At 60.7% G+C, this 4,674-nt stretch carries 4 protein-coding genes; all 4 read right to left on the bottom strand.

The features are described 5' to 3' along the window. Positions 1-9: 9 nt before the first annotated feature. Positions 10-1,200 carry a thiolase family protein gene (locus HMPREF9538_RS12840; protein WP_009485228.1) on the bottom strand — a complete coding sequence of 397 codons (1,191 nt, stop codon included), beginning with the start codon at positions 1,198-1,200 and terminating at the stop codon, positions 10-12. Between the two features lie 11 nt (positions 1,201-1,211). Then, entirely contained in the window at positions 1,212-1,946 is a 735-nt protein-coding gene (gene fabG, locus HMPREF9538_RS12845; protein WP_002904841.1) for a 3-oxoacyl-ACP reductase FabG, read from the bottom strand. Between the two features lie 11 nt (positions 1,947-1,957). Next, complete coding sequence (locus tag HMPREF9538_RS12850; protein ID WP_009485227.1) at positions 1,958-3,550, bottom strand: acyl CoA:acetate/3-ketoacid CoA transferase; 1,593 nt, start codon at positions 3,548-3,550, stop codon at positions 1,958-1,960. Then, a partial coding sequence (locus HMPREF9538_RS12855; protein WP_009485226.1) for a class I adenylate-forming enzyme family protein occupies positions 3,547-4,674 on the bottom strand: 1,128 nt, incomplete at its 5' end. The genes HMPREF9538_RS12850 and HMPREF9538_RS12855, both read right to left, overlap by 4 nt.

Here is a 4,674-nt window from a genome sequence, read left to right as displayed (position 1 = left end):
CGTCTTTTGCTAAGCGCCTTCGCGCTCGAACAGCATAGAAATCCCCTGGCCGCCGCCGATGCACATGGTGGCCAGACCAGTGCGTGCGCCGCTGCGCGCCATTTCATACATCAGTTTGACCGGCAGAATCGCACCGCTGGCGCCTACCGGGTGGCCGAGGGCGATCGCGCCGCCGTTGACGTTAACGCGGGCCGGGTCGAGACGCAGATCGTTCATCACCGCCAGCGCCTGAGCGGCGAAGGCCTCGTTGAGTTCAATTAAATCAATGGACTGCACATCTATATTGAGACGGTCCATCAGGCGTCGGGTGGCGGGAGAGGGACCAAACCCCATAATCTCCGCTCCGCAGCCGGCGACCGCCCAGCCGCGAATGCGCATGCGCGGGGCTAAGCCGCGTTTTTCCGCCTGCTGGCGGGTCATCATCACCAGCGCCGCCGCGCCGTCGTTAATGCCCGATGAGTTGGCCGCCGTCACCACGCCGTCGGCTTTAAACGCCGGACGCAGCGTGGCGAGCTTTTCACGCGGGGTGTCGCGCGGGTGTTCATCGGTCGCAAACAGGCGGGTCGCTTTTTTGCCGTCCGGCACCTCAAGGGCCAGGATCTGCTCGCGAAAGCGACCCTCCGCGATCGCCTTCAGCGCCTTCTGCTGGCTCGACCAGGCGAAATCGTCCATCGCTTCGCGGGTAATACCGAAGCGTTGCGCGACGTTTTCCGCGGTGATGCCGTTGTGATAAGGGCCTTCCGGCCAGGTGAGAATGGAGATCAGGCCATCTTCCAGCTCGCCGTGGCCCATGCGATAGCCATCGCGCGCTTTACGCAGGTAGTAGGGCAGCTGGGTCATATTTTCAGTGCCGCAGGCGACGACCACCTCGGCCTGGCCGCTTTGCAGCTGCATCATGCCGTCCGCCAGGGCCTGAAGTCCGGAGCCGCACTGGCGGTTAACGGAATAGGCGGTGCTCTCCTGCGGGATCCCCGCGCGCAGCTGACAGATGCGGGCGATAAAACCGCTTTCGGCGATTTGCCCGACGTTGCCGACGATCGTTTCGTCGATATCCTGCGGCGCAATCCCGGCGCGGGCGATCGCTTCGCGAATGACGGCGGCCCCAAGGTCATGCTGATGGGTATGTTTAAGACTGCCGTTAAACGTGCCAATAGCGGTACGGACGCCGCTGACAATCACAATATCATTAGCCTGGGTCATTGTTTTTCTCCTTACAGCACCATGCCGCCGCCGACGTTAATCACTTCACCATTGATATAGCGCGCGCCATCGGACGCCAGAAACGCCACGCACTCGCCGACGTCTTTCGCCTCGCCGGCGTAACCCGCGGGGATTTTGCTGATCATGATTTGCCAGACGTTTTCCGGTACGCCGCGCGTCATGTCGGTATCGATAAAGCCCGGGCAGATGGCATTCACCGTGACACCTTTTTTCGCCAGTTCGCGGCAGGCGGTTTTGGTCATTCCCACCACGCCGGCTTTTGACGCCGAATAGTTGGTTTGCCCGACGTTGCCAAGCCAGCTGGCGGAAGCGATATTGATAATGCGGCCCGCACCGCGCTCGCGCATGCGGATAGCGGCCTGCTGCATACAGAGGAAAGTGCCTTTCAGGTTAACGTCGATAACCGTGTCCCAGTCCGCTTCCGTTAATTTATGCAGCATGGCGTCGCGGTTGATTCCGGCGTTATTCACCAGAATGTCTACCGGGCCAAACGCCTCTTCGGCCTGGGAAAACAGGGCTTCGACCTGCGTTTTTTCAGCGATATTGCAGCTGATAAACAGCGCCTGTGCGCCCGATTCGCGCAGGGAAGCGGCGGCGGCTTCGCCGTGTGCATCACGATCGGCGATAATCACTCGCGCGCCTTCCCGCGCAAGCACCTGGGCAATGCCAAAGCCGATACCGCGTGCGGCGCCGGTGACAATGGCGGTTTTACTGGCAAGTTTCATAGCAACGTTCCTTATGAGTCAGAGGATGAATTCCGGGACAGATGTTCCGCGAGACCGCAGGGCGGCGGGGCGAACAATCGGCTGTCCATAACCTGAAGATCCGCGGCGATCGCCGGATGAAAATCCATATGCGCCAGGATGTCGCGCTCAAGATCGATGCCGGGGGCGATTTCCGTCAGCACCGGTCCTTCCGGGCGCAGTTCGAAAACCGCCCGTTCGGTGACGTAATGCATGGTTTGTCCTTTGGCGCGGGCCAGTTCGCCGTTGTAAGAAATCTGGTTTACCCCGGCGACGAATTTACGCACTTCGCCTTCGCGGCGGATATGCAGCGCCCCGTGTTCACAGGCGATCTCCAGCCCCTTGGCGGTAAAAGAGGAGCAGAACACGACGTGGCGGGCATTCTGGGTGATATCGATAAAACCGCCCGCGCCGGGGCAGGATGCGCCGAGCCGTGTGGCATTGACGTGCCCGTGTGGGTCCATCTCGCCGGCGCCCATAAAGGTGATGTCGACCCCTGCGCCGTTGTAGTAGAGCATTTGATCCTGGTGGCTAATCATCGCGCTCAGATTACGGCCGATACCGAAATCCACGCCACCCGCCTGCTGCCCGCCGTAGATCCCTGACTCGACGGTGATGGTGACCTGCTCGCCGAGCTGTTCCTCATGAATGATGGCGCCAATCACGTCATTGGGTATACCGGTGCCGAGATTGATGACGCAGCCGGGGGTCAGATAGCGGCAGGCAATCCGCCCGATAAGCTTGCGCAGGTCCAGCGGCAGCGGCGCATTTTGCACGGCGGGCAGCTGGATATCGCCGCACAGCGCTGGGTCGAAGGCCCAGCTTGAAGTCTGGCGGTGATCCGTCTGCGGCTCTTCGCACACCACAATGGCGTCGATCAGGTTGCCGGGAACGGTGATGCTTTTCGGATGCAGCGAGCCTTTCGCTACGCGATATTTCACCTGTGCCAGCACCTTCGCCCCGTAGCGTCTGGCGGCGAGAACGGCGTGCAGGACTTCCAGCTTCATCACCTCTTCATCGGTCGTGAGGTTGCCGTCTTCATCAGCATGGGTGCCGCGCACAATGACCACGTCCAGAGGAAGAGCCGGATAAAACAGATATTCGTCGCCGCGAAACGTGACGTGCTCGATCAGATTGGGTCGTTCGCGGGTGCGGGCGTTCATCCTTCCGCCCTCTATGCGCGGATCGACAAAGGTACCGAGACCGACGGGAGAAAGCCGCCCCGGCAGTCCGGCGGCCATCGCGCTATAGAGATGAACGATCTGCCCCTGCGGCAGGCACCAGGCTTCCACTTCGTTGTTGTTGATCATCGCCATCCAGCGCGGCGCCAGGCCCCAGTGCGAACCGATAAGGCGGGTCACCATACCCGGATGGGCAAAGTGCTGGATACCGCGCTGGCGATCGCTTTGCCCCGCGGCATGCAGTAGCGTCAGGTCACGCGGTTCGCCCGCGGTCAGAAAGCGCGCTTCGATGGCGCTTAAAATGGACTCCGCCGCGCCGATAAGCGTCATCCCGACGGTGCAGACGGTGTCGCCGCTGGCGACCCACCGCGCCGCCTCATGGGCGTCGATAAATTTGCTGCTCACTTTTTATCCTCCGTTGATAGCGTGATGATGGATTCTGCGAGACGCGTTTTGAGCTGCTGTTTACTCACTTTGCCGTTGTGGGTACGCGGTAAAGCACGGGTGAAAATAATGCGCGCCGGTAGCTTAAAACGGGCGATTTTGACCTTCAGCCAGTCGAGGATCTCTTCGCTGGTCAGGTGATGCTGGCCATCCGGCACGATAAACGCCACGGGCTCTTCGCCGTAGACCGGGCTGGGGGTCGGGATGACGGCAACTTCCCGTACTCCCCGATAGGTAGAGAGAATGTTTTCCAGCTCCAGTGAGTAAATTTTCTCGCCGCCGCGATTGATCATGTCCTTGCTGCGGTCTTTGATGTACAGCCAGCCTTCGTCGTCGAGATAGCCCAGATCGCCGGTACAAAACCAGCCCTGCGCATCGCAGCTCGGGCGTCGCTCGCTGTGCTGCCAGTATTCGCGGATCACCACATCGCCTTTTAGCCAGATATGGCCGATTTGCCCGGCGGGGAGGGGCTGCTGGCGATCGTTGCGGATGGTAATGGCGAGACCCGGGATCGCCTGACCTGAACTGCCGCATTTATCGCTGCCCCAGACGTCGCCCGGAAAAATCGTCGCAGGCGAGGTCGTTTCGGTGAGGCCGTAGATCGGCTGAATCGCGGTATGCGGGAACAGGGTTTTTAACTCCTTGATCAGTCCATCGCTCAGGTGGCCCGCGCCGCAGGCAATCGTGCGCAATGCCGGAAAATCGCCGGGATGGCTGGCGCTCTGCTCACGCGCAGCCTGACAAAGAAGGATAAAAATGGTGGGCGAGCCGTGCAGAAAGGTAATGTTCTGCTCGCGCAGGGTGGTGATCACCTGCGGGGCATTGAACCGATGCTGCAGCCAGATGCTCGCGCCGAGGCTAATAAACAGCGCCAGCAGCGCCGACAGGCCGGTGATGTGATAGATAGGTACCGCCAGAATGGTGCTATCCGCGGCGGTGAGATTCAGTTTTTGCGTATAGGCGTCAATCGCGCAGAGCAGGTTATTGTGGGTGATAATCGCCCCTTTAGGCTCTCCGGTGGTGCCGGAGGTGAACATCATCACCGCCGTATCGTCGCGGTTAACCGGGACCGGCGGGGGGGGGGG

It is taken from the genome of Klebsiella sp. MS 92-3, from assembly GCF_000195655.1.
Classification (GTDB): domain Bacteria; phylum Pseudomonadota; class Gammaproteobacteria; order Enterobacterales; family Enterobacteriaceae; genus Klebsiella; species Klebsiella pneumoniae.
This window is presented reverse-complemented; position numbering and strand designations above follow the sequence as displayed.